The organism is Streptomyces sp. NPDC001070 (genome assembly GCF_053598835.1).
Genome location: NZ_JBSFLB010000016.1, coordinates 152,385 through 178,606, shown reverse-complemented (window position 1 = coordinate 178,606; position 26,222 = coordinate 152,385). Strand labels below are relative to the sequence as shown.

Here is a 26,222-nt window from a genome sequence, read left to right as displayed (position 1 = left end):
TGACGTGAAGATCGTTGCCACCCGCCGGCGCTTCCTCACCGGGCTCGCCGCCGCCGTCACGGGCGTCGCCGTGGGCGGCTGCGTCCGGCAGCCGGACGACGCCACCGGTCCCGCGCCCGGCCCCCTGTCGTTCCGCCCCACGGCCGGCGGGGCGCGGCTGCTGCAGGTGCTGGCGCACCCCGACGACGAGCTGTACTTCATGAATCCGGACACCGTGCAGGCCATCGAGGCGGGCGTGCCCGTGGTGTCGGTGTACGTCACCGCGGGCGAGGCGCACGGCGTCAACCGCCCACCGGGGCGGCCGCGCCCGGCCCCGGACAAGGCGGCCTACTCCGCAGCCCGCCACCAGGGCCTCAGACAGGCGTACGCGGCGATGCTGGGCACCGACATCTTCACCCCGTGGCGGCGCGGCACCATGCGGCTGGCCCACGGGATGACCGCCGAGGTCGACACCCTGCGCGCGCACGGCCGCGAGACGGTGCTGGTCTTCCTCAACCTCTCCATGCACGGCCCGACGAACACCGTCGGGCTGCCGCAGCTGTGGCAGCTGCCCGGCATGACGCTGCCGACCTTCGCCTCCGCCGGTTCCCCGGACGGGACCACGGACACGTACACCCACGAGGTCCTGGTCGACGTGCTGACGGGTCTGCTGGAGCACTACCGGCCGACTGTCGTCCACACCCTCGACCCCGACCCGGACATGGAGGCCAACCAGGCCACTCGGCGCCGGGACACCGAGCAGCTCGGCTACAGCGACCACTGGGACCACACCGCGACCGCGCTGTTCACCTGGAAGGCCATCACGCGGTACGCGGACACCAGCGCCCGCCGAGAGGGCAGCGCACCCGCGTTCCTGGCGACGGCCTACCGGGGCTACTACAACCACCACTGGCCCTACAACCTCCCCGCGGCGCTGCTGCGGCAGAAGGCCGGTTACCTCGCCCCGTACGGCGGCGCCCCCGACTGGCCGTGCGGCAACCCCTCCGGCTGCGGCGACTACTCGGTCGGCATGGGCAGACCGCTCGCCAACCGCAAGGGCTGGGTACGCAGCACCCACTACCGCTACCCCGGCGCCCGGCCCGTGCCCGGCACCGACGCCGCGGGACGGCTGGTCGCCCACGGCGTGCTCGGCACCCGCGCGGTGCGCTGGCGGGAGACCGCCCCCGGCAGCGGGCGCTGGGGCGCCCCGCAGGACCTGGGCGGCGGGCCGCTTGCACCGGCACTGAGCACCGTGACCGACCCGGCCGGTGGCGGACCGCTGCTGTTCGCACTGCGGTTCGCCTCACTGGAGGCCGACCGGGCGGCCAACCTCCGGGAGATCGTGATGCTGGAGGACGGCCGCGCCTGGGCGGGGCTGGGCTCGCCCGAGGACGATCCGGACCGGGGGCGCAGGATCGGCGTGCCGGTCGCGGTGGCCTCCCGGGACGGCCGGGTGCACCTGTTCGTGCGCAACGCCGCGAAGGGCCTCAGCACCCGCGTACGGGAGCCGGACGGCCGCTGGATCGGCTGGCAGGACCTGGGCGGCGAGGAGGTGCAGGACGGGCTGAGCGCGGTTGTCGACCGTGACGAACGGGTGCATGTCTTCGCCGCCGGGCGCACGGCCGTGCACCACTGGTCGCAGGACGCGCCGGGCCGGCCGCTCGCCTTCCGCGCGCTGACCGAACTGCCCGCGCCAGGTGACCCGCCGGCCGCCACCGCGGAGTCCGACGGTTCGCTCACGCTCGTCTACCGGCGCCCGGCGAGCGAGGAACTCGTCGTCCACCGGCTCGGCATCGTCCGGGCGGCGCTCGGGCCGTCCCGGCCACGGCTCTTCGACGGGTACGGCCCGGTCGCCCAGGCCCATGGACTGCTGGCCGGCCGCACGGCCGACGGCGCCGTCCGCGTCGTCGGCCTCGCGCACCCGGCCGGCGCGGTGCGCCCGGGCGCCCACGGCTACGGCTTCCCGGCCCTGCACACCCGCCCCGGGGCCCGGCCGGCCGTCGTGGGGCACGGTACGGACGCCACGCCCTGGATCTGGCGGCCGGAGCTGCGTACGCCGGTCTAGCGCTCCCCCCGCTCCGCCCCGGACCGGCGTACGCCAGGGAGAACGGCAAGGGCCCCGGCCCACCGCGTGAACGGTGGGCCGGGGCCCTCGTACAGCTCGCCTACGGCAAGCGGCAGATCGCCGGGATCCTTACTTCAGGATCTTGGTGACCTGGCCGGCGCCGACGGTCCGGCCACCCTCACGGATGGCGAACTTCAGGCCCTCCTCCATGGCGACCGGCTGGATCAGCGCGACCGTCATGGCGGTGTTGTCGCCCGGCATGACCATCTCGGTGCCCTCGGGGAGGGTCACGACGCCGGTCACGTCCGTGGTACGGAAGTAGAACTGCGGGCGGTAGTTGTTGAAGAACGGGGTGTGACGGCCACCCTCGTCCTTCGACAGGATGTAGGCCTGGGCCTCGAACTCGGTGTGCGGGGTGACCGAGCCCGGCTTGATGATGACCTGGCCGCGCTCGACGTCCTCGCGCTTGATGCCGCGGAGCAGCAGACCGACGTTCTCACCGGCCTGGCCCTCGTCGAGCAGCTTGCGGAACATCTCGATGCCGGTGACCGTGGTGGTGGTCTTCTCGGTCTTGATGCCGATGATGTCGACGGTCTCGTTGACCTTGAGGACACCACGCTCGATACGGCCGGTGACGACGGTGCCACGACCGGTGATCGTGAAGACGTCCTCGATCGGCATCAGGAACGGCTTGTCGACGTCACGCTCGGGGGTGGGGATGTTCTCGTCCACCGCGTGCATGAGGCCGAGAAGCTTCTCGCCCCACTCCTTGTCGCCCTCGAGCGCCTTGAGCGCCGAGACGCGGACGACCGGCAGGTCGTCGCCGGGGAACTCGTACTCGGAGAGCAGCTCGCGGACCTCGAGCTCGACGAGCTCCAGGATCTCCTCGTCGTCCACCATGTCGGCCTTGTTCAGGGCGACGACGATGTACGGAACGCCGACCTGGCGGGCCAGGAGCACGTGCTCCTTGGTCTGCGGCATCGGGCCGTCGGTGGCGGCGACCACGAGGATGGCGCCGTCCATCTGCGCCGCACCCGTGATCATGTTCTTGATGTAGTCCGCGTGGCCCGGGCAGTCGACGTGGGCGTAGTGACGCGCCTCGGTCTGGTACTCGACGTGCGCGATGGAGATGGTGATACCGCGCTGCCGCTCCTCCGGCGCCTTGTCGATCTGGTCGAACGGCGTGAAGGGGTTGATGTCCGGGTACGCGTCGTGCAGCACCTTGGTGATCGCAGCGGTAAGGGTGGTCTTACCGTGGTCGATGTGACCGATGGTGCCGATGTTGACGTGCGGCTTAGTCCGCTCGAACTTCGCCTTCGCCACTGGGGTCCTCCTGTGGAGTTTCTGTACGCCTTACTTCATCGGCGCCAGGGTGATCTTTGCTGGGTTACGGGCGGCCGGGGCATCCGACGCTCTCCTTGCGGTTTGCGGCGGAATACCCCTAAGCCTCCCGGTCAAGCCTAGTGCGTGGATAACTGTTGAGTTACTCGCCCTTGGCCTTCGCGATGATCTCCTCGGCGACGTTCTTGGGAACCTCGGCGTAGGAGTCGAACTGCATCGAGTAGCTCGCGCGACCCGACGTCTTGCTGCGGAGGTCGCCGACGTAGCCGAACATCTCCGAGAGCGGCACCAGGGCCTTGACGACCCGGGCGCCGGCCCGCTCCTCCATGGCCTGGATCTGGCCACGGCGGGAGTTGATGTCACCGATGACATCGCCCATGGACTCCTCGGGCGTGGTGACCTCGACGGCCATCATCGGCTCGAGCAGCACGGGGCTGGCCTTGCGCGCGGCCTCCTTGAAGGCCTGCGAACCGGCGATCTTGAACGCCAGCTCGGAGGAGTCGACCTCGTGGTAGGCACCGTCGAGAAGGATGACGCGAACGCCGACCATCTCGTAGCCCGCCAGGATGCCGAACTTCATGGCCTCCTGGGCACCGGCGTCCACCGACGGGATGTACTCGCGGGGGATGCGGCCACCGGTGACCTGGTTGACGAACTCGTAGTTGGCGTCGCCACCCTCGAGAGGCTCGATGGAGATCTGGACCTTAGCGAACTGGCCCGTACCACCGGTCTGCTTCTTGTGGGTGTAGTCGACCTTCTCGACCGTCTTGCGGATGGTCTCGCGGTACGCCACCTGCGGCTTGCCGACGTTGGCCTCGACCTTGAACTCACGGCGCATGCGGTCGACCAGCACCTCGAGGTGCAGCTCGCCCATACCGCCGATGATGGTCTGGCCGGTCTCCTCGTCCGAGTGGACCTGGAAGGAGGGGTCCTCCTCCGCGAGACGCTGGATGGCCACACCCAGCTTCTCCTGGTCGCCCTTGGACTTGGGCTCGATCGCGACCTGGATGACCGGCGCCGGGAAGTCCATGGACTCCAGGATCACCGGGTTCTTCTCGTCGCTCAGCGTCTCACCGGTGGTGGTCTGCTTCAGGCCCATGACGGCGACGATGTCGCCGGCGCCCACCGAGTCGATCTCCTCACGCTTGTTCGCGTGCATGCGGTAGATCTTGCCGATGCGCTCCTTGCGGCCCTTGACGGAGTTCAGCACGGCGGTGCCGGACTCCAGGCGGCCGGAGTACACGCGGACGAAGGTGAGCTTGCCGAGGTGCGGGTCGCTCATGATCTTGAACGCCAGCGCCGACAGCGGCTCGTCGTCGGACGGCTTGCGCTTGACGATCTCCTCCGCGTCGCCGACCGCGTGGCCCTCGATGGCCTCGACGTCCAGCGGGGAGGGGAGGTAGCGCACGACCGCGTCGAGCAGGGGCTGCACGCCCTTGTTCTTGAACGCGGTGCCGCAGAAGACCGGGGTGACGGTGACGCCGTCGCCCTTGCCGGAGTTGATGGTGACGCGGCGGATGGCCGCGTACAGCTGCTCCTCGGTGGGCTCGGTGCCCTCGAGGTACAGCTCCATCATCTCTTCGTCGTTCTCCGCGACGGCCTCGAGCAGCTTGCCGCGCCACTCGTCGGCGGCCTCGGTGTGCGTGGCCGGGATGTCGACGACGTCGTACATCTCGCCCTTGGTGGCCTCGGCGGACCACACCAGGGCCTTCATGCGGACGAGGTCGATGACGCCCTTGAAGTCGGCCTCGGCACCGATCGGCAGCTGCATGACGATCGGGGTCGCGCCGAGGCGGTCCACGATCATGTCGACGCAGCGGTGGAACTCGGCGCCGGTGCGGTCGAGCTTGTTGACGAAGCAGATACGCGGAACGCCGTAGCGGTCCGCCTGACGCCACACGGTCTCGGACTGCGGCTCAACGCCGGCGACACCGTCGAACACCGTCACGGCACCGTCGAGCACACGCAGCGAACGCTCCACCTCGACGGTGAAGTCGACGTGGCCCGGCGTGTCGATGATGTTGATGGTGTGGTCGACGTTCTCCAGCGGCCAGTGACAGGTGGTCGCGGCGGACGTGATCGTGATGCCGCGCTCCTGCTCCTGCTCCATCCAGTCCATCGTGGCAGCGCCGTCGTGGACCTCACCGATCTTGTACGAGACGCCGGTGTAGAACAGGATCCGCTCGGTGGTCGTCGTCTTGCCCGCGTCGATGTGGGCCATGATCCCGATGTTGCGGACCCTGGCCAGGTCAAGTGAAGTGGTAGCCATAAGGCTTCAGTCTTCTCTCGGTTCTCGATGGGGTAGCGACTACCAGCGGTAGTGCGCGAAGGCCTTGTTGGACTCGGCCATCTTGTGGGTGTCCTCGCGACGCTTCACCGCGGCGCCCAGACCGTTGCTGGCGTCCATCAGCTCGTTCATCAGACGCTCGGTCATGGTCTTCTCGCGACGGGCGCGGGAGTAGCCCACGAGCCAGCGCAGCGCGAGGGTGTTGGCACGGCCGGGGCGCACCTCGACCGGGACCTGGTAGGTCGCACCACCGACGCGGCGGGACTTGACCTCCAGGGAGGGCTTGACGTTCTCCAGGGCGCGCTTGAGCGTGATGACCGGGTCCTGCCCGGTCTTCTCGCGCAGGCCCTCGAGGGCGCCGTACACGATGCGCTCGGCGGTGGAGCGCTTGCCGTGCAGCAGGATCTTGTTGACGAGCGAGGTCACCAGAGGAGAGCCGTAAACCGGGTCGATGATGACCGGGCGCTTCGGGGCGGGGCCCTTACGAGGCATTCTTACTTCTCCTTCTTGGCGCCGTAGCGGCTGCGGGCCTGCTTGCGGTTCTTGACACCCTGGGTGTCGAGCGAGCCGCGGATGATCTTGTAACGAACACCCGGCAGGTCCTTCACACGGCCACCGCGCACGAGCACGATCGAGTGCTCCTGCAGGTTGTGACCCTCACCCGGGATGTAAGCGGTGACCTCGATGCCGCTGGTCAGACGCACACGCGCGACCTTACGCAGGGCCGAGTTCGGCTTCTTCGGGGTGGTCGTGTAGACACGCGTGCAGACGCCGCGGCGCTGGGGGGAACCCTTCAGCGCGGGCGTCTTGTTCTTCTCGACCTTGTCCTGCCGGCCCTTTCGGACCAGCTGCTGGATCGTAGGCACCGTTTCTCCGGTTTCTGTGTGCCGACTCGATACTTCTAACCTGGGGTTTCTGCGACTCACTCCGACCCACGCGGTCGGGTGTGTCGCGCACCTCATACGATTTCCGTCGAAGCGAAAAATGCGTATTTGTCGGTGTATCGGCCTCGTGTCCCGCGCGGACAAGTGCACGCACGAGAACCCGGGCACACCCCAGGCACAAGGTCAGAGCGTACCCAGCGCTCAGCCTTCGGTCAAAACATATGGTCTCGGCCGATGCGACACGGTCCCGCCGGGCCCCTGAAGGGGCTCGCACCGGCGTCCTCAGCCGTGACTGACCGCCACTACCACAATAACGACGATCGCCGTCAGCGCGACCGTGAACGCAGTGAGAAGGTAGCCCATCACCAGTCCGCACACCGCCAGCGCGTCGCCCCGCTCGCCCGTGCGCCGGATCTCGCGGCGCGCCATGTGCCCCAGTACGACGGCCGGTATGCCGGTGATCAGCAGCCCGAGCATGCCCACCGAGCCGCAGACGAGCGAGGCGACCGCCTTGGCGTTGACGGGGGGCGGCGGCGCGGGCAGCCGGCGGGGGCGCGGGATGTCCGCGGTGAGGCCGTACAGCTCCTGGTACGTCACCGCCTGATAGGCCAGCCCGACCCGGTCCTCGAACTCCGGCTGGGTCAACCGCCCCTCGGTGAACGCCGCCTTGAGCACGTCCACCGTACGCTCGCGATCATCGTTCGCAGCCCGCATCGCTCCATTATGCCCGGAAAACCGCTGTCCGCGGGCGTCCCGTCCCGCGGTCCAACCGTCCGCGCCGCATCCGCCCTTGCCGCGCGCCGCGCCCGGCCCCGGCCGCAGGGGGGCAGGCCACGGCTCCAGGAAGCCCGAGAAGGCCCTTGGAGGCCGCCCAGGACACCGGAAAGCCGCTGGGCGGCCACCCGGAAGGGGTGGCCGCCCAGCGGCTTCAAGCGGACGACTCAGCCGTTGTACGGGCCGTAGTCGTAGTCCTCCAGCGGAACGGCCTGGCCGGAGCCGGTGCCGAACGGGCTGTAGTCGATGTCGTCGTAGCCGACGGCCGAGTACATCGCGGCCTTGGCCTCCTCGGTCGGCTCGACCCGGATGTTGCGGTAGCGGGACAGGCCCGTACCGGCCGGGATGAGCTTGCCGATGATGACGTTCTCCTTGAGGCCCAGCAGCGAGTCGGACTTGGCGTGGATCGCCGCGTCGGTGAGGACTCGGGTCGTCTCCTGGAAGGAGGCGGCCGACAGCCAGGACTCGGTGGCCAGCGAGGCCTTGGTGATACCCATCAGCTGCGGACGGCCGGAGGCCGGGTGGCCACCCTCCGCCACGACACGACGGTTCTCGGTCTCGAAGCGGCCGCGCTCGACCAGCTCGCCCGGCAGCAGCTCCGCGTCGCCGGACTCGATGATCGTCACCCGGCGCAGCATCTGCCGGATGATGATCTCGATGTGCTTGTCGTGGATCGACACACCCTGCGAGTTGTAGACCTTCTGGACTTCCCCGACCAGGTGGACCTGGACGGCCCGCTGACCCAGGATGCGCAGCACGTCGTGCGGGTTGGTGGCACCCACGGTCAGCTTCTCGCCGACCTCGACGTGGTCGCCCTCGCCCACCAGCAGACGGGCACGCTTGGAGATCGGGTAGGCGATCTCCTCAGCACCGTCGTCCGGGGTGATGACGAGCTTCTTGGTCTTCTCGGTCTCCTCGATCCGGATGCGGCCGGCCGCCTCCGAGATCGGGGCGACACCCTTGGGCGTACGGGCCTCGAAGAGCTCGACGACACGCGGCAGACCCTGGGTGATGTCGTCACCGGCCACACCACCGGTGTGGAAGGTACGCATCGTCAGCTGGGTGCCGGGCTCACCGATGGACTGGGCGGCGATGATGCCGACCGCCTCGCCGATGTCCACCAGCTTGCCGGTCGCGAGCGAACGGCCGTAGCACATCGCGCAGGTGCCCACCGCGGACTCGCAGGTCAGGACCGAGCGGGTCTTGACCTCCTCGACACCGTTGTGGATGAGCTGCTCGATGAGCACGTCGCCCAGGTCGGTGCCGGCGGTCGCCAGCACCTTGCCGTCGACCACGACGTCCTCGGCGAGGCAGCGCGCGTACACGCTGGTCTCGACGTCGTCCGTCTTGCGCAGCGAACCGTCCTCGGAACGCTCGGCGATCGCCAGCTTGAGGCCGCGCTCGGTGCCGCAGTCCTCCTCGCGGATGATGACGTCCTGGGAGACGTCGACCAGACGACGCGTCAGGTAACCGGAGTCGGCGGTACGCAGAGCGGTGTCGGCGAGACCCTTGCGGGCACCGTGGGTGGAGATGAAGTACTCCAGCACGGTGAGACCCTCACGGAACGACGCCTTGATGGGCCGCGGGATGGTCTCGTTCTTCGCGTTGGACACCAGACCGCGCATACCCGCGATCTGACGCATCTGCATCATGTTTCCACGAGCGCCCGAGTCGACCATCATGAAGATCGGGTTGGTCTTCGGGAAGTTCGCGTTCATCGCCTCGGCGACCTCGTTGGTCGCCTTGGTCCAGATCGCGATCAGCTCCTGGGTGCGCTCGTCCTTGGTGATCAGACCGCGCTCGTACTGCTTCTGGACCTTCTCGTCCTGTGCCTCGTAGCCCGCGATGATGGCCTTCTTGGCCTCGGGCACGACGACGTCGGAGATGGCCACGGTGACACCGGAACGGGTCGCCCAGTGGAAGCCGGCCGCCTTCAGGTTGTCGAGCGTCGCCGCCACGATGACCTTCGGGTAGCGCTCGGCGAGGTCGTTGACGATCTCGGAGAGCTGCTTCTTGCCCACCGGGTAGTCCACGAACGGGTAGTCCTCGGGCAGCAGCTCGTTGAAGAGCGCACGGCCCAGGGTCGTGTTCAGCCGGAAGGAGTCGCCGAGCTGCCAGGGCTCCTCGCCCTCGCCGGCCTCCGGCGCGGTCCAGCCGCGCGGCGGCACGGTGCCGATCGGGAAGCGGATGTCGATCCTCGACTGCAGCGACAGCTCCCGCGCGTCGAAGGCCATGATCGCCTCGGCGACCGAACCGAACGAACGGCCCTCGCCCTTGACCTCGCGCTCCTCCGCGTCCGTGGTGAGGAAGAACAGACCCAGGACCATGTCCTGCGTCGGCATCGTCACCGGACGGCCGTCGGCGGGCTTGAGGATGTTGTTCGAGGACAGCATCAGGATGCGGGCCTCGGCCTGCGCCTCCGCGGAGAGCGGCAGGTGCACGGCCATCTGGTCGCCGTCGAAGTCCGCGTTGAACGCGGTGCAGACGAGCGGGTGGATCTGGATGGCCTTGCCCTCGACCAGCTGCGGCTCGAAGGCCTGGATGCCGAGGCGGTGCAGGGTCGGCGCACGGTTCAGCAGCACCGGGTGCTCGGCGATGACCTCTTCGAGCACGTCGTACACGACCGTGCGGCCGCGCTCGACCATGCGCTTGGCCGACTTGATGTTCTGCGCGTGGTTCAGGTCGACCAGGCGCTTCATCACGAACGGCTTGAAGAGCTCCAGCGCCATGGCCTTGGGCAGACCGCACTGGTGCAGCTTGAGCTGCGGGCCGACGACGATGACCGAACGGGCCGAGTAGTCGACGCGCTTGCCGAGCAGGTTCTGACGGAAGCGACCCTGCTTGCCCTTGAGCATGTCGGACAGCGACTTCAGCGGACGGTTGCCGGGGCCCGTGACCGGGCGGCCGCGGCGGCCGTTGTCGAAGAGCGCGTCGACGGCCTCCTGAAGCATGCGCTTCTCGTTGTTCACGATGATCTCGGGGGCACCGAGGTCGAGGAGGCGCTTGAGGCGGTTGTTGCGGTTGATGACGCGGCGGTACAGGTCGTTCAGGTCGGAGGTCGCGAAGCGGCCACCGTCCAGCTGCACCATCGGACGCAGGTCCGGCGGGATCACCGGGACGCAGTCCAGCACCATGCCCTGGGGCTTGTTGGTGGTCTGCAGGAAGGCGGAGACGACCTTGAGGCGCTTGAGCGCACGGGTCTTCTTCTGGCCCTTGCCGGTACGGATGATCTCGCGGAGCTTGGCGGCCTCCTCGTCCAGGTCGAAGGACTCCAGGCGCTTCTGCAGCGCCGCGGCACCCATCGAGCCCTGGAAGTAGGTGCCGAAGCGCTCCCGCAGCTCGCGGTAGAGCAGCTCGTCACCCTCCAGGTCCTGGACCTTGAGGTTCTTGAAGCGGGACCACACCTCGTCGAGCCGGTCCAGCTCGCGCTGGGCGCGGTCGCGCAGCTGCTTCATCTCGCGCTCGGCACCCTCGCGCACCTTGCGGCGCACGTCGGACTTGGCGCCCTCGGCCTCCAGCTCGCCGAGGTCGGCCTCGAGCTTCTTCTGCCGGGACTCGATGTCGGAGTCGCGGCGCTGCTCGATCTGCTGGCGCTCGACGGAGACCTGGGCCTCCAGCGAGGGCAGGTCACGGGTGCGGCGCTCGTCGTCCACCCACGTGATCATGTAGGCGGCGAAGTAGATGACCTTCTCCAGGTCCTTCGGGGCGAGGTCGAGCAGGTAGCCCAGCCGCGACGGAACGCCCTTGAAGTACCAGATGTGGGTCACGGGAGCGGCCAGCTCGATGTGACCCATCCGCTCACGGCGCACCTTGGCGCGAGTCACCTCGACGCCGCAGCGCTCACAGATGATGCCCTTGAAGCGGACCCGCTTGTACTTGCCGCAGTAGCACTCCCAGTCCCGGGTGGGGCCGAAGATCTTCTCGCAGAAGAGTCCGTCCTTTTCGGGCTTGAGGGTGCGGTAGTTGATGGTCTCAGGCTTCTTGACCTCGCCATGGGACCACTGCCGGATGTCGTCCGCGGTCGCAAGGCCGATCCGCAGCTCGTCGAAGAAGTTGACGTCGAGCACTTTGTCGTCAATCCCTCTTTCGGGGTCGAAAGTCAAACATGTCTGAACGGTCCGGGGGAGGTGGGGAGCCGCCCCGGGGCGGCTCCCCTACCGGCCCGTCAGACCTCTTCGACGCTGCTCGGCTCGCGCCGGGACAGGTCGATACCGAGCTCCTCCGCCGCGCGGAAGACGTCCTCGTCCGTGTCGCGCATCTCGATGGACATGCCGTCCGAGGACAGCACCTCCACGTTGAGGCAGAGCGACTGCATTTCCTTGATGAGCACCTTGAAGGACTCGGGAATGCCGGGCTCGGGGATGTTCTCGCCCTTGACGATGGCCTCGTAGACCTTCACGCGGCCGAGAACGTCGTCGGACTTGATGGTGAGGAGTTCCTGCAGCGCGTAGGCCGCGCCGTATGCCTCAAGGGCCCACACCTCCATCTCACCGAAGCGCTGACCACCGAACTGCGCCTTACCACCCAGCGGCTGCTGGGTGATCATCGAGTACGGACCGGTGGAGCGGGCGTGCAGCTTGTCGTCCACCAGGTGGTGCAGCTTGAGGATGTACATGTAGCCGACCGAGATCGGGTCCGGGAACGGCTCGCCGGAGCGGCCGTCGAAGAGCCGGGCCTTGCCGGAGGGCAGCACCAGACGCTGGCCGTCGCGGTTCGGGATCGTGGCCTCGAAGAGGCCGGCGATCTCGTCCTCGCGGGCACCGTCGAACACCGGGGTGGCGACGTTGGTGCCGGCTGCGACCTGGTCGGCGCCGATCGCCGTGAGGCGCTGCGCCCACTCGTCGGCGAGGCCGGAGACGTCCCAGCCCTGCGCGGCGAGCCAGCCGAGGTGGATCTCCAGGACCTGTCCCGGGTTCATCCGGGACGGGACACCCAGCGGGTTGAGGATGATGTCGACCGGGGTGCCGTCCTCCAGGAACGGCATGTCCTCGATCGGCAGGATCTTGGAGATGACGCCCTTGTTGCCGTGGCGGCCGGCGAGCTTGTCACCGTCGGTGATCTTGCGCTTCTGCGCGACGTAGACGCGCACCAGCTGGTTCACACCGGGGGGAAGCTCGTCGCCCTCCTCCCGGTCGAAGACGCGGACGCCGATGACCTTGCCGGTCTCGCCGTGCGGCACCTTCAGCGAGGTGTCACGGACCTCACGGGCCTTCTCGCCGAAGATCGCGCGCAGCAGGCGCTCCTCGGGGGTCAGCTCGGTCTCGCCCTTCGGGGTGACCTTGCCGACCAGGATGTCGCCGGCGACGACCTCGGCACCGATGCGGATGATGCCGCGCTCGTCGAGGTCGGCCAGGACCTCCTCGGAGACGTTCGGGATGTCCCGGGTGATCTCCTCGGGGCCGAGCTTGGTGTCACGGGCGTCGACCTCGTGCTCCTCGATGTGGATCGAGGAGAGGACGTCGTCCTGCACCAGGCGCTGGCTGAGGATGATCGCGTCCTCGTAGTTGTGGCCCTCCCACGGCATGAACGCCACCAGGAGGTTCTTGCCGAGCGCCATCTCACCGCGCTCGGTGGAGGGGCCGTCGGCGAGCACCTGGCCGGCGATCACGCGGGCGCCCTCGTCCACGACGACCTTCTGGTTGAAGGAGGTGCCCTGGTTCGAGCGGGAGAACTTGGCGACGCGGTAGGTGTTGTAGGTGCCGTCGTCGTTGGCGACCGTGACGTAGTCGGCGGAGACCTCCTGGACCACACCGTCCTTGTCGGCCTTGATGACGTCACCGGCGTCGACCGCGCAGCGGTACTCCATGCCGGTGCCGACCAGCGGGGCCTGCGCCTTCAGCAGCGGCACGGCCTGGCGCATCATGTTCGAGCCCATGAGCGCGCGGTTGGCGTCGTCGTGCTCGAGGAAGGGGATCATGGCGGTCGCGACCGACACCATCTGGCGCGGCGAGACGTCCATGTAGTCCACGTCCTCGCCCGGGACGTAGTCGATCTCTCCGCCGCGGCGGCGCACCAGGACGCGGGACTCCGCGAAGCGGTTGTCGTCGGTCAGCGGGGCGTTCGCCTGGGCGATGACGAAGCGGTCCTCCTCGTCGGCGGTGAGGAAGTGGACTTCCTCGGTGACGACACCGGTCTCGTCGACCTTGCGGTACGGGGTCTCGACGAAGCCGAAGGCGTTCACCCGGCCGTAGGAGGCCAGCGAGCCGATCAGACCGATGTTCGGGCCTTCGGGGGTCTCGATCGGGCACATGCGTCCGTAGTGGGACGGGTGCACGTCACGGACCTCGAAGCCGGCCCGCTCACGGGACAGACCACCGGGGCCCAGCGCGGACAGACGGCGCTTGTGGGTCAGGCCCGACAGCGGGTTCGTCTGGTCCATGAACTGGGACAGCTGGCTGGTGCCGAAGAACTCCTTGATGGAGGCGACGACCGGCCGGATGTTGATCAGGGTCTGCGGCGTGATCGCCTCGACGTCCTGGGTGGTCATCCGCTCGCGGACGACGCGCTCCATACGGGCCAGGCCCGTGCGGACCTGGTTCTGGATGAGCTCGCCGACGTTGCGCAGACGACGGTTGCCGAAGTGGTCGATGTCGTCGACCTCGACGACGACGGACGAGCCGTTGTCGCCGGTGGTCTCCGTCTCGCCGGCGTGCAGCTTGACCAGGTACTTGATCGTCGCGATGACGTCCTCGACGGTGAGCACACCGGCGTCGAGCGGCGCGTCGGCACCCAGCTTCTTGTTGATCTTGTAGCGGCCGACCTTGGCCAGGTCGTAGCGCTTGGGGTTGAAGTAGAGGTTCTCCAGCAGCGTCTGCGCGGCCTCACGGGTCGGCGGCTCGCCCGGACGCAGCTTGCGGTAGATGTCCAGCAGCGCGTCGTCCTGGCCCTGGGTGTGGTCCTTCTCCAGGGTGGCGCGCATCGACTCGTACTCGCCGAACTCCTCGAGGATCTGCTCGGTGGTCCAGCCGAGCGCCTTCAGGAGGACGGTGACGGACTGCTTGCGCTTGCGGTCGATGCGGACACCGACCATGTCGCGCTTGTCGATCTCCATCTCCAGCCAGGCACCACGGGAGGGGATGACCTTGGCGGAGTAGATGTCCTTGTCGGACGTCTTGTCGATCTGGCTGTCGAAGTACACACCCGGCGAGCGAACCAGCTGGGACACCACGACACGCTCGGTGCCGTTGATGACGAAGGTGCCCTTGTTGGTCATGAGCGGGAAGTCGCCCATGAAGACCGTCTGGGACTTGATCTCGCCGGTCTCGTTGTTGGTGAACTCGGCCGTGACGAAGAGCGGGGCGGCGTACGTGAAGTCGCGCTCCTTGCACTCGTCGATCGAGTTCTTCGGAGGCTCGAAACGGTGGTCGCGGAAGGTCAGCGACATCGACCCGGAGAAGTCCTCGATCGGGGAGATCTCCTCGAAGATCTCCTCCAGACCGGACTTGGTGGGGACGTCCTGACCACTGTCCAGGGCCGCCTCGACACGAGCCTTCCACGCGGCGTTGCCGAGGAGCCAGTCAAAGCTCTCGGTCTGCAGCGCGAGGAGGTTCGGGACCTCGAGGGGCTCCTTGATCTTCGCGAAAGAGATGCGCAGCGGGGCGGTGCTTGCGCCGTTGTTCGAATTGGCAGTCGAGGCGTTGCGCGAGGCGGCCAAGAGGGGGTCCTTCCGAGGGCTCGGACTCACTACGCGCGTACCGGTTCCGCCCCCGGGCGCAGACAAGGATGCCCTGGTCAGGACAGTTCCTCATGTGTGCTCAGGCTTGGGCTTGCCCCTGGTGACGGGCCAGGCGACAGCTAACAGGCAGCGCAAAGGGTCAGTGTAGCCACTTGGCACACTGATGTCCAGTGCAGAGTTTCGGAGACCGGTGCTGCACCAATCTCGTCCTCCGGAGGGGTCGGTGGGAGCCCCTTGTTGTGAGCCGTCATGCCCTCGTTCACGCTTGCCACGCTAGGCATTCCCGCATCGCCTTCGATCCATGCCTCGGTCCATGGCCGATGTGACGACGCGTCCTGAGAATCGCGCGCTGCGTGCGGTTCGTCAAGGCCCCCGCCCCGCGGAGATCGTCACAGCTCGGGGAAGACGACGATCCCGGAACGGTGATGATCACCCTACCCGGGTCCGTCGCCGGGCCGGGTGACGCACCACGCAAACGACCGAGGGCGGCCACCCGAAAGGGTGGCCGCCCTGCGGCTGATCAGCCCCTCGAAAGGGGCAGAGATCACTTGACCTCGACGGACGCGCCCGCGGCCTTGAGGGACTCGGCGGCCTTGTCAGCGGCCTCCTTGTTGACCTTCTCGAGGACCGGCTTCGGGGTGCCGTCGACGAGGTCCTTGGCCTCCTTCAGACCCAGGGAGGTCAGCTCGCGCACGACCTTGATGACCTGGATCTTCTTCTCGCCGGCGCCGGTGAGGATGACGTCGAACTCGTCCTTCTCCTCGACGGCCTCGGCCGGGGCACCGGGGACACCGGCGGCGGCGACGGCGACCGGGGCGGCGGCGGTGACGTCGAACTTCTCCTCGAAGGCCTTCACGAACTCGGAGAGCTCGATGAGGGTCATCTCCTCGAACTGCGCGAGCAGGTCGTCCTGGCTGAGCTTCGCCATGATGGCGGTCCTTCCACTAATTCGGCAGGTGCCGGATGTACATGTCGGCGGGCGTACGGGCCCGCTAGAGCACGGGAGTGACTACTCCGCGTCCTCGGCGGGAGCCGGCGTACCGGCACCGCCCTGCTCGACCTTCTCGCGCAGCGCTTCCACGGTGCGGACGAGCTTCGAAGGCAGGGCCTGGAAGACAGCAGCGGCCTGGCCCTGCTTGGCCTTCATGGCACCCGCCAGCTTGGCGAGCAGCACCTCGCGGGACTCGAGGTCCGCGAGCTTCTTGATCTCATCGGCGGACAGCGGCTTGCCGTCAAGCACACCGCCCTTGATGATGAGGTTCGGGTTCTCCTTGGCGAAGTCACGGAGACCCTTCGCCGACTCCACCGGGTCACCGGTGACGAAGGCGACAGCCGTCGGACCCGCGAACAGGTCGTCCAGCTGGGTGATCCCGGCCTCGTTGGCCGCGATCTTGGTCAGCGTGTTCTTCACCACGGCGTACGTGGCGTTCTCACCGAGCGAACGACGCAGCGTCTTGAGCTGCGCCACGGTGAGACCGCGGTACTCGGTCAGCACGGCGGCGTTGGAGCTGCGGAACTTGTCCGTCAGCTCGGCAACCGAACCGGCCTTGTCGGGCCTCGCCATAGAGCCTCGGCCTCCTTCCGGGTGATTCGGACCGCACGGGAAGGGGCCGGGCAAAAACAAACGCCCCGGCGCAGGGGCACGGGGCGTGACTCGACCGGAATCGCGGGAAGCGATCCCAGGAGTGCATCCACGGTCACCTGCGCGGGCCGTCCGCAGTCAGCGGATCCTTCGGCCGCCGCACCCTTGCGGACACGGCAACAACCAGCGGTCTTTGGCTTCCGTTGAAGAGTACGCGAACGGGTCGGCGCCAAGCAAATCCGGCGTCGGGGCAGGTCAGCCGGTGGTGCCGGCGGTCACCTCGGACCCCTTCATCCCCTTCAGCATCGCGAAGAGGTCGACGGTCTCCTTCGCCGGCGGCGCCTGGACGGTGGCGGCGGTGCCGTAGTCGGAGTAGCGGGCGGTCATGCGGACCGTCCCCTGGTGCGTCTTCATCCCCACGACCATCTTCACCGGGTAGTCGTCCTCGTTGACCCAGATCTCGGTGTCGTACCCCTTGATGCCCGCCTTCTCGACGTTGGCGACGAGGGCCTTGCGCTCCTTCTCGGAGAGCACGTCGGTGGCCTTGTTCGCGTCGGCCATCTCCTCGAACGTCAGCGTGCCCTTGTAGTGCTGCGCCTCGACGCCGTCGACCTTCTCCGCGCCGATGTGCTTCAGGCTCGGCGACTGGAGCAGCAGCGCCAGCTGCTCGGCCGGGTCCTGGTTGAGGTTCCCCAGGCCGCCGCCTATCTGCTTCTGCAGCGCCTCGTTGCCGCTCACCTCGGCCGCGGCCTCGAAGTCGAACTTCATCCAGCGCTTGCCGCCCGTCTCGGCGGCCTGCTTGGCGCCACCGTCCATGTACATGGCGTTGTCCAGCATGATCATGCGCATCCGGGACGGGGCGTCCGGGTCGGCCGCCGTGAGGGCGGAGCCCTCCAGGGTGACGTCCATCATCGCCGGGTCCCACCCCTGCACGCCGGACACCTCCATGGTGCCGCCGCCCTCCGTGCCCGCCGGGATGCTGACCGTCATGCGGACCTTGGCGGACTTGGCCTCCGAGGTCTTCTTGAAGGCGGCCTGGATGACCGCGGCGACCTCGCCCTGCGACTGGACCGCGGAGTGCGGCGCCTCGGCCTTATTCCGCTTCTTGCCGCCCCCGTCGCCGTCGTCGCAGCCCGCGAGACCGACCACGACGGCCGCGGCCGCCAGGCAGACGCCCACACGCTTTGCTGCGGACATGCTCATGAATCCCCACCCCATGCTGCTCGTTGCCCGTGTGTCTGCGGTGAAACCGCTTGTCACGTTAACGCACCGCACTGACACCGGCGCACGAAAAAACCGGCCCCGCGCCTCGGGAGAGGCGCGGGGCCGGCTTCACAGCACACGGGCCCGTGGGGGCCCACCCGGTCAGACGGCGGCCGGGTCCTCCTCGACGAGGAGGTTGCGGGTGCGGTTGGGGTCGACCGGGATGCCGGGGCCCATCGTGGTGCTGATGGCGGCCTTCTTGATGTAGCGACCCTTGGCGGCGGACGGCTTCAGACGAAGGATCTCGTCCAGCGCGGCGCCGTAGTTCTCGACCAGCTGCTGCTCACCGAACGAGGTCTTGCCGATGATGAAGTGCAGGTTCGAGTGCTTGTCGACGCGGAACTCGATCTTGCCGCCCTTGATGTCGGTGACGGCCTTGGCCACGTCGGGGGTGACGGTGCCGGTCTTCGGGTTCGGCATCAGACCACGGGGGCCGAGGACGCGGCCGAGGCGGCCGACCTTGCCCATGAGGTCCGGGGTGGCGACGACGGCGTCGAAGTCCAGACGGCCCTTCGCGACCTCGTCGATCAGCTCGTCGGCGCCGACGATGTCGGCGCCCGCGGCACGCGCGGCCTCGGCACGGTCACCGGTCGCGAAGACCAGGACCCGGGCGGTCTTACCGGTGCCGTGCGGAAGGTTCACGGTGCCACGGACCATCTGGTCGGCCTTGCGCGGGTCGACGCCCAGACGGAAGGCCACCTCGACGGTGCCGTCGAACTTGGTGGTGGAGGTGTCCTTGGCGATACGGACGGCCTCGAGGGGCGCGTACAGACGCTCCCGGTCGATCTTGGCGTCCGCAGCGCGGAGAGACTTGCTGCGCTTGCTCACTACTGCTCCTGTGTGTCTTGAGGAGTCGTGGTGCGGGCCGAGCAGGCCCTCCCACGGAACTGCTGGTGGTGTGGTCAGCCCTCGACCGTGATGCCCATGGAACGCGCGGTGCCGGCGATGATCTTCTCGGCGGCGTCCAGGTCGTTCGCGTTCAGGTCGGGCAGCTTGGTCGTGGCGATCTCGCGGACCTGGTCACGCGTAAGCTTCGCGACCTTGGTCTTGTGCGGCTCGCCGGAGCCCTTCTCCACACCCGCGGCCTTGAGGATCATCCGCGACGCCGGCGGGGTCTTGGTGATGAAGGTGAAGGAACGGTCCTCGTAGACCGTGATCTCCACCGGGATCACCCAGCCGCGCTGCGACTCGGTCGCGGCGTTGTAGGCCTTGCAGAACTCCATGATGTTCACGCCGTGCTGGCCCAGCGCCGGGCCCACCGGCGGGGCCGGGTTGGCCGCGCCGGCGTTGATCTGGAGCTTGATAAGCCCCGTGACCTTCTTCTTCTTGGGAGGCATGTGCTCTCTCCGGGTCCTAGTGAGAGTTTTCCTGCCTGCGAGCAGGCATACCGCACCACGATAACGGGTACCACGGTGAGCTCTGAAACCGAGCAGGTCAGAGAAGGGCGGGGACCCGCCCGGGACACCGGTCGGCGGCCTGCCCCGACGCCGCCGATCCGCGCTTCCCCGGTCGGCTCCGGACGCTGAGCACGCGCCTTGGGGACGTCCGGTACGCCGGCACCGACCGCATCGTCGAGTGCCACGCCTGAGCCACCGAGGCGGGCGCGTTGACCCGCGCCTACTGCCGGATCGGCGAGCGCGGCGGCGTCCCCCTGCACCTCGGGGAGCCCACCGCCGTCGTGCGGGAACTCGGTGTCGGACGCCGATGGCTGGAGAACGGCCGGGAGGACTGGCAGGACGCCCGATGGGACGCCTGGTTCGCCGCCATGCCCGACGAGGACCATGCCATGCGCATCGCCCGGGATTGGGGCGTCTGCCCCCTCGACATACCGGACTCCGTCGACGCCCCGGGGATCCACGGCTTCCCCCCTCGGGGCGTCGAGCCGACGGCCTCGTGACGGCCCCTTGACGACCCCGCGGACGCGGAAGAGCCCCTGCCCGACGGGAAACCGCCGAGCAGGGGCTCTTCCGGACGATCGTCCGACTAGTTCTTCTGGATCTGGTCGAAGCTGAGCTCGACCGGGGTCTCACGGCCGAAGATCTCGACGAGGCCCTTGACCTTCTTCGAGTCCGGGTTGATCTCGTTGATCGTGGCCTGCAGCGTCGCGAACGGGCCGTCGGTGACCGTGACCGAGTCGCCGACCTCGAAGTCCAGCACCTGGACCTCGACCTTGCGCTTCGGCGCGGCGCCCTCGCCGCCCTCCGCGGCGGCGGCCTGCTCCTCGACCTCCGGAGCGAGCATCTTGGTGACCTCGTCCAGCGTCAGCGGGTACGGGTCGTAGGCGTTGCCGACGAAGCCGGTGACGCCCGGGGTGTTGCGGACGACGCCCCAGGACTCGTTCGTCAGGTCCATGCGGACCAGCACGTAGCCGGGCAGCTTGTTCTGGCGGACGGTGCGGCGGTCGCCGTTCTTGATCTGGACGACCTCTTCCTGGGGCACCTCGGCCTGGTAGATGTAGTCCTCGACGTTCAGCGAGACGGCGCGCTGCTCCAGGTTGGACTTCACGCGGTTCTCGTAGCCGGCGTAGGTGTGGATGACGTACCACTCGCCGGGCAGGACACGCAGCTCCTCGCGGAAGGCGGCGACCGGGTCCACCGGGGCCTGCTCCTCCGCGGCTTCCCCACCCGTGAGCTCGTCCTCGTCGACGACCTGGACGGCGGCCTCCTCGGCGGGCTCGCCGGCGGCCTCGTCTGCAGCCTCCGCCTGGTCGATGTCGCCGTCGGCTGCCTCGACGATGTCGAGCGCGGTGTCGTCGCCCTCGACGGTCTCGTCGGCGTCGTACAGGTTCGGGTCAGACACGGTCGCTGCTTCTTCCTTCACGATGTGGAACAGGCGGTCGGGCGCCACGGGCGCCCTCCGCAGGAGGAATCACCCGAAGACGTACGAGACGCCCTTGTTGAGTCCCCAGTCAATCACGGTAACGAGCGCGATGATGACCACAACGAAGACAATCACCACGCTGGTGTAGGTGATGAGCTCACTGCGCGTGGGCCAGACGACCTTGCGGAGTTCCGCGACGATCTGGCGGTAGAAGAGCGCGAGGCGCGCGAGAGGGCCCTTTTTGCCGCGCTTGCCGCCGCGGCGGGGCTTCTTGGAGGTGGCGTCCGCGGATTCACTGTCGGGACGACCACTCTCAGGCGTCGCGGTGGAGCCCAGGGCTTCCGTCACTCGTCCTCACCTGAATCCGGGTCGTTTGCCGAAAAAATCCTCAAAGCGTCTGCCTGCTTGTAGCAGGGCCGGAGGGACTCGAACCCCCAACCGCTGGTTTTGGAGACCAGTGCTCTACCAATTGAGCTACGACCCTTTGGGTGTCCCCCAACGTACCGCATCCGAGCGGCTGCACGATGTGCGCAACCAAGATCAGCTCGCGGGGGCCATCGACGGATGAGTGTACGTGTTCACGGCCCGGGCGTCGAATGCGTTGCGTGTTCGGCGCGGTTCCGCGCGGTTCTGCCCGGAACGTGAACTCGTGTGCTCCGGCCCCGCCGGGTCTGCGACGATGCAGACATGACCGCTGCAACTGAACGACGCGTGTCGGCCCGCATCGGGTCGATCTCCGAGTCCGCGACGCTCGCCGTGGACGCCAAGGCCAAAGCGCTCAAGGCCGCCGGGCGACCGGTCATCGGCTTCGGTGCCGGCGAGCCCGACTTCCCCACGCCCGACTACATCGTCGAGGCGGCCGTGGAGGCGTGCCGCAATCCGAAGTACCACCGCTACACCCCCGCCGGCGGGCTGCCGGAGCTGAAGGCCGCGATCGCCGCCAAGACGCTGCGTGACTCCGGGTACGAGGTCGACGCCTCCCAGATCCTGGTCACCAACGGCGGCAAGCAGGCCATTTACGAGGCCTTCGCCGCGATCCTCGACCCGGGCGACGAGGTCATCGTCCCGGCGCCGTACTGGACGACCTACCCGGAGTCGATCCGGCTGGCCGGCGGTGTGCCGGTCGAGGTGGTCGCCGACGAGACGACCGGCTACCGGGTCTCCGTCGAGCAGCTGGAGGCCGCCCGCACGGAGAAGACCAAGGTCGTGCTCTTCGTGTCGCCGTCCAACCCGACCGGCGCCGTCTACACCGAGGCCGAGACCGAGGCGATCGGCCGCTGGGCCCTCGAGCACGGCCTGTGGGTGCTGACCGACGAGATCTACGAGCACCTGGTCTACGGCGGCGCCGCCGCCGTCTCGCTGCCGGCGCTCCTGCCCGAGCTGCGCGACAAGTGCATCGTCGTCAACGGCGTCGCCAAGACCTACGCCATGACCGGCTGGCGCGTGGGGTGGATCATCGGCCCCAAGGACGTCGTCAAGGCCGCCACCAACCTGCAGTCGCACGCCACCTCGAATGTGAGCAACGTCGCACAGGTCGCCGCCCTCGCCGCCGTCTCCGGCGACCTGGACGCCGTGGCGGAGATGCGGAAGGCCTTCGACCGCCGCCGCCAGACCATCGTGCGGATGCTCAACGAGATCCCCGGCGTCCTCTGCCCGGAACCGGAGGGCGCGTTCTACGCGTACCCGTCGGTCAAGGCCCTGCTCGGCAAGGAGATCCGCGGCAGGCGGCCGCAGAGCTCCGTCGAACTCTCCGAACTCATCCTGGAGGAGGCCGAGGTCGCCGTGGTCCCGGGTGAGGCCTTCGGCACCCCCGGCTACCTGCGGCTTTCGTACGCGCTCGGTGACGAGGACCTGGTCGAGGGCGTCTCCCGGCTGCAGAAGCTGCTGGGCGAGGCCAAGGCCTGAGCGAACCGCCCCGCGGGCCCCCGGACCTGGCGGTCCGGGGGCCCGCGTGTGTGTGCGGGCAAGCGCTCGTTCGGGGAAAGCGCGCGAAAGCGGTACCGGCACCCCCCGCCGGTGCGGCAGGATCTGTGAATGGCACGCGATGTATCCCTCCTCCCCAAGGCGCACCTCCACCTGCACTTCACCGGCTCGATGCGGCCCGCGACCCTGCTGGAGCTCGCCGACAAGTACGGAGTGCACCTCCCCGAGGCCCTGACCTCGGGCGAGCCGCCCAAGCTGCGCGCGACCGACGAGCGCGGCTGGTTCCGCTTCCAGCGCCTGTACGACATCGCGCGGTCCGTGCTCCGCTCCCCCGAGGACATCGGGCGCCTGGTGCGGGAGGCCGCCGAGGAGGACGCCAAGGACGGCTCGGGCTGGCTGGAGATACAGGTCGACCCGACCTCGTACGCGCCCCGGCTCGGCGGGCTGATCCCGGCCATGGAGATCATCCTGGACGCCGTGGAGACCGCCTCCCGGGAGACCGGTGTGGGCATGGCCGTCCTCGTCGCCGCCAACCGCACGAAGCATCCGCTGGACGCCCGCACGCTGGCGCGCCTCGCGGTCCGCTACGCGGACAGGGGAGTCGTCGGCTTCGGGCTCTCCAACGACGAGCGCAGGGGCCTGGCCAGGGACTTCGACCGGGCCTTCGCGATCGCCCGGGAGGGCGGCCTGCTGGCGGCGCCGCACGGCGGGGAACTGGCGGGCGCGGGCAGCGTCCGCGACTGCCTGGACGACCTGTACGCCAGCCGGGTCGGGCACGGCGTACGGGCCGCGGAGGACCCGCGGCTGATGGCGAAACTGGCCGAGCGGGGCGTCACGTGCGAGGTGTGCCCGGCGTCCAATGTCGCCCTCGGCGTCTACGACCGGCCGGAGCAGGTGCCGCTGCGCACCCTCTTCGACGCCGGGGTGCCGATGGCGCTGGGCGCCGACGACCCGCTGCTGTTCGGTTCGCGCCTGGCCGCGCAGTACGAGCTGGCGCGGCACGCGCACGGGTTCACGGACGGGGAGCTGGCCGAGCTGGCCCGCCAGTCGGTGCGCGGCTCCGCGGCGCCGGAGGGCGTGCGGACCAAGCTGCTGGCGGGCATCGACGACTGGATCGGCGGCTGATCCCGGCCGGGACGCTACGGGCGCTGCCGGCCGGCCGCCGGGATGGCGTCCCGGTCGCGTGGGCTGGGTGGGCCGTACCGCGGCCCCGGGGCCGGTGCCCGGAGGGCTCTAAAGGCTGACGCCGACCGTCACCGGCTCGTTGACCAGCGTGATCCCGAAGGCCGCGCGGACACCCTCGACGACCTCGCGGGCGAGGGCGAGCAGATCCGCAGTCGTGGCCGCGCCCCGGTTGGTGAGGGCGAGGGTGTGCTTGGTGGAGATGCGGGCGGGGCCGGTGCCGTAGCCCTTGGTGAAGCCCGCCTTGTCGATCAGCCAGGCGGCGGAGGTCTTGATGTGGCCGTCGCCCGCCGGGTAGGCGGGGGGCGTGGCGTCCGGGCCGAGGCGGTCGTGGACGCGGGCGAGGAAGTCGGCGTACCCGGCCTCGGTGAGGACCGGGTTGGTGAAGAAGGAGCCCGCCGACCAGGTGTCGTGGTCCTCCGGGTCCAGCACCATGCCCTTGCCCGAGCGCAGCTTCAGCACCGTCTCGCGGGCGGTGGCCAGGGCCACCCGGTCGCCCGCCTCGACACCGAGGGCGCGGGCCACCTCCGCGTACTTCACCGGGGCGGACATGCCGCCGGCGTCCTCCAGCGCGAAGCGGACGCGCAGCACGACGTAGCGCGCCGGGTCCGCCTTGAAGCGGCTGTGGCGGTAGGAGAAGGCGCACTCGGCGCCGTCCAGGGCGACGGTCTCACCGGAGGTCCGGTCGTACGCGATCACCTCGGTGATCGTGCTGGACACCTCCTGGCCGTAGGCGCCCACGTTCTGGATCGGCGTGGCCCCGGCGGAGCCCGGGATGCCGGCCAGGCACTCGATGCCCGCCAGTCCCGCCTCCACGGAACGGGCGACGGCGTCCGTCCAGACCTCGCCCGCGGCCAGTTCCAGTTCGGTGCCGCGCAGCTCGAACCCGCGGGTGGCGATCCGCAGCGCGGTGCCCGCGAAGCCCTCGTCGCCGATCACGAGATTGCTGCCGCCGCCGATGATCAGCAGCGGCGTCCCGGCGGCGTCGGCCTCCCGGACGGCCTCGACGACCTCGGCGTCCGTCGTCGCCGTCACCAGGCGGGTCGCGGGGCCGCCGAGGCGGAAGGTGGTCAGGGGCGCGAGCGGGGCGTCGTGGAGTACGTGCACGGCATTCAGGGTACGGGGCGGGCGGTGCCCCCCAGGGGGCTGCCCGCCCCGTACCCGCGTCCGGCGCTACGGCGCCCGCCGGGTCAGAGGGCTTCGAGGACCGTGGCGTTGGCCAGGCCGCCCGCCTCGCACATGGTCTGCAGCGCGTAGCGGGCGCCGCGGGCGCGCATGGCGTGCACCAGAGTGGTCATCAGCCGTGTGCCGCTGGCGCCGAGCGGGTGGCCCAGCGCGATGGCGCCGCCGTTGACGTTGACCTTGGCGGGGTCGGCGCCGGTCTCCTGCAGCCAGGACAGGACGACGCTGGCGAAGGCCTCGTTGACCTCGAACAGGTCGATGTCGTCCAGACCCAGCCCGGCGCGGCGCAGGACGCGCTCGGTGGCCGGGATGACGCCGGTCAGCATCAGCAGCGGGTCGGAGCCGGTGACCGCGAAGCTGTGCAGCCGGGCGAGCGGGCGCAGGCCGAGGCGCTCGGCGGTCTCACTGCTGGTGATCAGGACCGCGGAGGCGCCGTCGTTGACCGGGCTGCTGTTGCCCGCCGTGACCGACCAGTCGATCTGCGGGAAGCGCTCGGCGTAACCGGGGTGGGCGAAGGCGGGACGCAGCCCGGCGAGGACCTCCGGAGTGGTGGCGGGACGCACGGACTCGTCCGTGGTGAGCCCCGCGATCGGCGCGACCTCGGCCTCGAAGGCCCCGGCCGCCCACGCCGCGGCCGCCTTGCGGTGCGACTCGGTGGCGAAGACGTCCATCGCCTCGCGGCTCAGCGACCACTTGGCCGCGATCAGCTCCGCGCTGATGCCCTGCGGGACGAGTCCGCCGGGGAAGCGCTCCGCGACACCGGGTCCGAACGGGTCGGCGCCGGGCAGCACGTTGGACCCCATCGGCACCCGGCTCATGGACTCCACTCCGCAGGCCACGACGACGTCGTACGCGCCGGCGATGACGCCCTGCGCGGCGAAGTGCACGGCCTGCTGGGAGGAGCCGCACTGCCGGTCGACGGTGGTGGCGGGAACGGAGTCGGGGAAGCCGGCGGAGAGCCAGGCCCAGCGGGTGGTGTTCATGGCCTGCTCGCCGACCTGGTCCACGGTGCCGCCGATGACGTCGTCGACCAGCGCCGGGTCGATCCCGCTGCGGCCGACGAGCTCCTTCAGGGTGTGTGCGAGCAGTTCGACCGGATGGGTGCCGGCCAGGGCCCCGTTCGGCTTCCCCTTGCCGATGGGGGTGCGTACGGCTTCGACGATGACGGCGTCACGCATGACGTTCTCGCCTCCTGCGATTCCTGCGGTCGGGGTAAGTTTGATTTTCCACCTAACTAACGGTGACGAGGCTACGGCGAGTGGGTT

20 protein-coding genes and 1 tRNA gene are annotated in these 26,222 nt (G+C 69.0%); 4 read left to right on the top strand and 17 right to left on the bottom strand.

The window, feature by feature from the left end:
• The first annotated feature begins 4 nt into the window (after positions 1-4).
• The gene (locus tag ACWDAS_RS21160; protein ID WP_450392977.1) at positions 5-2,044 is read left to right on the top strand and encodes a PIG-L family deacetylase; all 2,040 of its coding nucleotides are present in this window, start codon (positions 5-7) and stop codon (positions 2,042-2,044) included.
• Positions 2,045-2,173: 129 nt separating this feature from the next.
• On the opposite strand, the gene tuf is transcribed toward ACWDAS_RS21160, so the two are convergent.
• The 12 genes from tuf to rplK form a co-directional block, all read right to left on the bottom strand.
• Positions 2,174-3,367: an elongation factor Tu gene (gene tuf, locus ACWDAS_RS21155; protein ID WP_450392976.1), complete on the bottom strand. Its 1,194-nt coding sequence runs from the start codon at positions 3,365-3,367 to the stop codon at positions 2,174-2,176.
• 160 nt (positions 3,368-3,527) lie between these two features.
• Positions 3,528-5,654, bottom strand: coding sequence for an elongation factor G (fusA, locus tag ACWDAS_RS21150; RefSeq protein ID WP_450392973.1), 2,127 nt, complete (start codon positions 5,652-5,654; stop codon positions 3,528-3,530).
• Positions 5,655-5,693: 39 nt separating this feature from the next.
• Positions 5,694-6,164 (bottom strand): 30S ribosomal protein S7, encoded by a 471-nt coding sequence (gene rpsG / locus ACWDAS_RS21145; RefSeq protein ID WP_319158066.1) that lies wholly within the window; start codon positions 6,162-6,164, stop codon positions 5,694-5,696.
• Positions 6,165-6,166: 2 nt separating this feature from the next.
• The gene (gene rpsL / locus ACWDAS_RS21140) at positions 6,167-6,538 is read right to left on the bottom strand and encodes a 30S ribosomal protein S12 (protein ID WP_014144289.1); all 372 of its coding nucleotides are present in this window, start codon (positions 6,536-6,538) and stop codon (positions 6,167-6,169) included.
• Between the two features lie 300 nt (positions 6,539-6,838).
• Positions 6,839-7,270: a DUF1707 and DUF4190 domain-containing protein gene (locus tag ACWDAS_RS21135; RefSeq protein ID WP_450392971.1), complete on the bottom strand. Its 432-nt coding sequence runs from the start codon at positions 7,268-7,270 to the stop codon at positions 6,839-6,841.
• A 227-nt stretch (positions 7,271-7,497) separates the two neighbouring features.
• A complete protein-coding gene (locus tag ACWDAS_RS21130; RefSeq protein ID WP_450392968.1) occupies positions 7,498-11,397 on the bottom strand; it encodes a DNA-directed RNA polymerase subunit beta' in 3,900 nt (1,299 codons plus the stop codon).
• A 98-nt stretch (positions 11,398-11,495) separates the two neighbouring features.
• Entirely contained in the window at positions 11,496-14,984 is a 3,489-nt protein-coding gene (gene rpoB / locus ACWDAS_RS21125; RefSeq protein ID WP_450392966.1) for a DNA-directed RNA polymerase subunit beta, read from the bottom strand.
• A 565-nt stretch (positions 14,985-15,549) separates the two neighbouring features.
• Positions 15,550-15,933: a 50S ribosomal protein L7/L12 gene (gene rplL / locus ACWDAS_RS21120; RefSeq protein WP_450392964.1), complete on the bottom strand. Its 384-nt coding sequence runs from the start codon at positions 15,931-15,933 to the stop codon at positions 15,550-15,552.
• Positions 15,934-16,014: 81 nt separating this feature from the next.
• Positions 16,015-16,569 carry a 50S ribosomal protein L10 gene (gene rplJ / locus ACWDAS_RS21115; RefSeq protein ID WP_431944506.1) on the bottom strand — a complete coding sequence of 185 codons (555 nt, stop codon included), beginning with the start codon at positions 16,567-16,569 and terminating at the stop codon, positions 16,015-16,017.
• A gap of 273 nt (positions 16,570-16,842) precedes the next feature.
• Complete coding sequence (locus tag ACWDAS_RS21110) at positions 16,843-17,790, bottom strand: hypothetical protein (protein ID WP_450392961.1); 948 nt, start codon at positions 17,788-17,790, stop codon at positions 16,843-16,845.
• A gap of 162 nt (positions 17,791-17,952) precedes the next feature.
• Positions 17,953-18,678, bottom strand: coding sequence for a 50S ribosomal protein L1 (gene rplA, locus ACWDAS_RS21105; RefSeq protein WP_450392958.1), 726 nt, complete (start codon positions 18,676-18,678; stop codon positions 17,953-17,955).
• Between the two features lie 74 nt (positions 18,679-18,752).
• Complete coding sequence (gene rplK, locus ACWDAS_RS21100; protein WP_319135229.1) at positions 18,753-19,187, bottom strand: 50S ribosomal protein L11; 435 nt, start codon at positions 19,185-19,187, stop codon at positions 18,753-18,755.
• Between the two features lie 269 nt (positions 19,188-19,456).
• On the opposite strand from rplK, the gene ACWDAS_RS21095 reads away from it, so the two are divergent.
• Positions 19,457-19,747: a hypothetical protein gene (locus ACWDAS_RS21095; protein ID WP_450392955.1), complete on the top strand. Its 291-nt coding sequence runs from the start codon at positions 19,457-19,459 to the stop codon at positions 19,745-19,747.
• A gap of 86 nt (positions 19,748-19,833) precedes the next feature.
• Here the strand turns inward: ACWDAS_RS21095 and nusG are convergent, their stop codons facing one another.
• From nusG to ACWDAS_RS21080, 3 genes are all read right to left on the bottom strand, one after another.
• Positions 19,834-20,649 carry a transcription termination/antitermination protein NusG gene (nusG, locus tag ACWDAS_RS21090; RefSeq protein ID WP_450392952.1) on the bottom strand — a complete coding sequence of 272 codons (816 nt, stop codon included), beginning with the start codon at positions 20,647-20,649 and terminating at the stop codon, positions 19,834-19,836.
• Between the two features lie 69 nt (positions 20,650-20,718).
• Positions 20,719-21,018, bottom strand: a complete 300-nt coding sequence (gene secE / locus ACWDAS_RS21085; RefSeq protein ID WP_450392949.1) for a preprotein translocase subunit SecE — start codon at positions 21,016-21,018, stop codon at positions 20,719-20,721.
• Positions 21,019-21,081: 63 nt separating this feature from the next.
• Positions 21,082-21,154, bottom strand: a tRNA-Trp gene (locus tag ACWDAS_RS21080).
• A 203-nt stretch (positions 21,155-21,357) separates the two neighbouring features.
• Between ACWDAS_RS21080 and ACWDAS_RS21075 the strand changes: the two genes are divergently transcribed.
• Positions 21,358-22,575, top strand: a complete 1,218-nt coding sequence (locus ACWDAS_RS21075) for a pyridoxal phosphate-dependent aminotransferase (protein WP_450392946.1) — start codon at positions 21,358-21,360, stop codon at positions 22,573-22,575.
• Positions 22,576-22,704: 129 nt separating this feature from the next.
• On the top strand, positions 22,705-23,718 hold the full coding sequence (locus ACWDAS_RS21070) for an adenosine deaminase (protein ID WP_450392943.1): 1,014 nt from the start codon (positions 22,705-22,707) through the stop codon (positions 23,716-23,718).
• 108 nt (positions 23,719-23,826) lie between these two features.
• Here ACWDAS_RS21070 and ACWDAS_RS21065 read toward each other — a convergent pair whose 3' ends face one another.
• A complete protein-coding gene (locus ACWDAS_RS21065; protein ID WP_450392940.1) occupies positions 23,827-24,882 on the bottom strand; it encodes a UDP-N-acetylmuramate dehydrogenase in 1,056 nt (351 codons plus the stop codon).
• 83 nt (positions 24,883-24,965) lie between these two features.
• The gene (locus ACWDAS_RS21060; RefSeq protein WP_450392937.1) at positions 24,966-26,135 is read right to left on the bottom strand and encodes a thiolase family protein; all 1,170 of its coding nucleotides are present in this window, start codon (positions 26,133-26,135) and stop codon (positions 24,966-24,968) included.
• Positions 26,136-26,222: the final 87 nt, after the last annotated feature.

Excerpts from the sequence above, each read along its gene's own strand:
- fusA (WP_450392973.1), bottom strand. The coding sequence starts at position 5,654 with ATGGCTACCACTTCACTTGACCTGGCCAGGGTCCGCAACATCGGGATC.
- rpsG (WP_319158066.1), bottom strand. The coding sequence starts at position 6,164 with ATGCCTCGTAAGGGCCCCGCCCCGAAGCGCCCGGTCATCATCGACCCG.
- ACWDAS_RS21135 (WP_450392971.1), bottom strand. The coding sequence starts at position 7,270 with ATGCGGGCTGCGAACGATGATCGCGAGCGTACGGTGGACGTGCTCAAG.
- rplL (WP_450392964.1), bottom strand. The coding sequence starts at position 15,933 with ATGGCGAAGCTCAGCCAGGACGACCTGCTCGCGCAGTTCGAGGAGATG.
- rplJ (WP_431944506.1), bottom strand. The coding sequence starts at position 16,569 with ATGGCGAGGCCCGACAAGGCCGGTTCGGTTGCCGAGCTGACGGACAAG.
- ACWDAS_RS21110 (WP_450392961.1), bottom strand. The coding sequence starts at position 17,790 with ATGAGCATGTCCGCAGCAAAGCGTGTGGGCGTCTGCCTGGCGGCCGCG.
- rplK (WP_319135229.1), bottom strand. The coding sequence starts at position 19,187 with ATGCCTCCCAAGAAGAAGAAGGTCACGGGGCTTATCAAGCTCCAGATC.
- ACWDAS_RS21075 (WP_450392946.1), top strand. The coding sequence starts at position 21,358 with ATGACCGCTGCAACTGAACGACGCGTGTCGGCCCGCATCGGGTCGATC.
- ACWDAS_RS21070 (WP_450392943.1), top strand. The coding sequence starts at position 22,705 with ATGGCACGCGATGTATCCCTCCTCCCCAAGGCGCACCTCCACCTGCAC.
- ACWDAS_RS21060 (WP_450392937.1), bottom strand. The coding sequence starts at position 26,135 with ATGCGTGACGCCGTCATCGTCGAAGCCGTACGCACCCCCATCGGCAAG.